The 2,343-nt window shown below is 68.7% G+C and carries 2 protein-coding genes and 1 riboswitch; both genes read left to right on the top strand.

Translation table 11 applies throughout. The features are described 5' to 3' along the window. On the top strand, positions 1-910 hold a 910-nt coding region (locus APM_RS05060), incomplete at its 5' end, for an NAD(P)H-hydrate dehydratase (RefSeq protein ID WP_007422278.1). Between the two features lie 335 nt (positions 911-1,245). Continuing rightward, positions 1,246-1,353, top strand: a riboswitch (glycine riboswitch). A 146-nt stretch (positions 1,354-1,499) separates the two neighbouring features. Further along, positions 1,500-2,343, top strand: an 844-nt coding sequence (gcvT, locus tag APM_RS05050; RefSeq protein WP_007422277.1) for a glycine cleavage system aminomethyltransferase GcvT, incomplete at its 3' end; no start/stop codon positions are given.

Genomic DNA, 2,343 nt, shown 5'->3' with positions numbered 1-2,343 from the left:
GGCCGATCTCACGGTCACCTTCGCCGGATTGAAGCCGGGCCATCTCCTGTTTCCCGGCCGGGCGCTCTGCGGCGAGACGGTCTGCGCGGAGATCGGCATGCCGGCGGCGGCGTTCGCCCGTGTTGAAACGAAAACATGGCGGAATACGCCGGCGCTCTGGCGCCTGCCGACGCCTGCGGCGACCGGGCATAAATACGAACGGGGCCATCTGACGATCCTGGCCGGCCCGATGAGCGGCGCGGCGATCCTGGCGGCGGCGGCGGCGCGGCGGATTGGTGCCGGGCTTGTCACCCTTGCGGGCCCCGACCCTGCGGGCGTGCCGCCGGGCATCATCGTCAGCCGCGCCGCCCTCGACGAACTGGTGACCGATCCGCGCCGTCGCGTCTGGCTCTGCGGGCCGGGGCTGGGGGTGGAAGCGGCGGGCCAGACACTGGCGCGCCTGGTCGCGGCGGGCCGCGCTATCGTGGCCGATGCCGATGCGTTGACCTCCGCCGCGGGAGAGGCGGAGCGTCTGCGTGGCGTCGCGGCGATCACCCCGCATGAGGGCGAGTTTGCCAGGGTGTTTCCCGACCTTCAGGCTGATCGGCTGTCGCGCGCCCGAGCGGCGGCAGCGCGGATTGGTGCCGTGGTCGTGCTCAAAGGGCCCGATACGGTGATCGCGGCGCCGGACGGGCGTGCGGCGATCAACGCCAATGCACCGCCCTTTCTGGCAACGGCCGGTTCCGGTGACACGCTCGCCGGCATCGCCGCCGGACTCCTGGTGCAAGGGATGCCGGCGTTCGAGGCGTGCTGTGCGGCGGTTTGGCTGCATGGCGCGGCGGCGACGCGGGCGGGAGGCGGACTGATCGCCGAGGATCTGGCGGATCACTTACCCATGGTTGTAGAGAACATTAAAAAATTCAATTTTTGAACAAATTCTAGCAAAATTACACCTTAAGATCGGTGGCGGACGTCGATGCGTTAACCTATTGTTAACGAATGCTGGTTATAGTGCTCGTCATGATCACTCTCGCGTCGTTGTCCGCGTTCGCTGCGCCGATCGGCCCGACTTCGCTCGGCACCCCGCCGCTGCGCGTGTCACCTGTCCCGTCCGCGCCGGCCCAGCCGTCCTCGACCGTCAACCCCGCAACACGCCCCGGCCCTGCACCTGCCGGCGCGCCACGGGGGACGTTGCTCAACATTACGATTTGAGCCGGGGTCGGCGCTTGCGTTTGCGCGCGATCTGAGCCTAAGAACCGTTATTCGCACCTCCCCGCGGGAGAGAGCGGCGAGGCCGGTCTGACCGGCTCCTGCCGCCGCCGAAGGCGCAACCGGCCCCCGGAAACGCTCAGGCAAAAGGACCGCGGCGGAGCAAGGATCTCTGGAAAGCCGGCGCGTCGCGCCGCACCGAAGGCGTAAGGCAAGGGGTAACCCGGGCCGAATCTCTCAGGTTCCGTGACAGAGGGGGGTCAGACTGGGCGGTTCTGCACCCGCCCGCTGCTGCCGCGGGAGATCCGGTCTTGGCCGAATCAGCATTGCTCACCGTGCCGCTCGACGCGCTGCATCGCAGCCTGGGCGCGCGCATGGTCGATTTCGCCGGCTACGATATGCCGGTGCAGTATGAAGGCATCATCGCCGAGCATCTGCACTGCCGGGCCCAAGCCGCGCTGTTTGACGTCTCGCATATGGGCCAGGCGGTGCTTGAAGGCCCCGACGCGGCCGCCGCGCTGGAACGCGTGGTGACCGGCGACATCCAGGGGCTGAAGCCAGGCCGCCAGCGCTACACGCTGCTGATGAACGCCCAAGGCGGGATTGTGGACGATCTCATGGTCGCCAATCTGGGCGACCGCCTGCTCCTCGTGCTCAATGCCGGGCGCAAGAATGTTGACGTTGCTCACATTCGCGCCCACCTGCCCGCGACCGTTTCGCTGACTCCGCAATTCGACCGCGCGCTGCTCGCCCTGCAGGGGCCCGAGGCCGGCGCGGTGCTGGCTTCGCTGGCGCCGGAGGTGGCCGCGATGCGCTTCATGGAAGCGCGCGAGATGGCATTGTCCGGCATTTCCGTCACGATCACCCGCTCGGGCTATACCGGCGAGGACGGGTTCGAGATCGGCCTTCCCGCGGCGGAGGCCGAGGGTCTGGCGCGCGCCCTGCTGGCCGATGCGCGGGTGAAGCCGGCCGGCCTCGGTGCGCGGGATTCGCTCAGGCTCGAGGCCGGTCTACCGCTCTATGGCAACGATATCGACGAGACGCGCGACCCGATTGCCGCCGGGCTCGGCTTCGCGATCGGCAAGACGCGCAAGATGGGCTGGGATTTCCTCGGCGGCGACGCCGTGCGGGCGGTGCACGATGCCGCCCGCGCGA

It is taken from the genome of Acidiphilium sp. PM (assembly GCF_000219295.1).
Taxonomy (GTDB): domain Bacteria; phylum Pseudomonadota; class Alphaproteobacteria; order Acetobacterales; family Acetobacteraceae; genus Acidiphilium; species Acidiphilium multivorum.
This window is presented reverse-complemented; position numbering and strand designations above follow the sequence as displayed.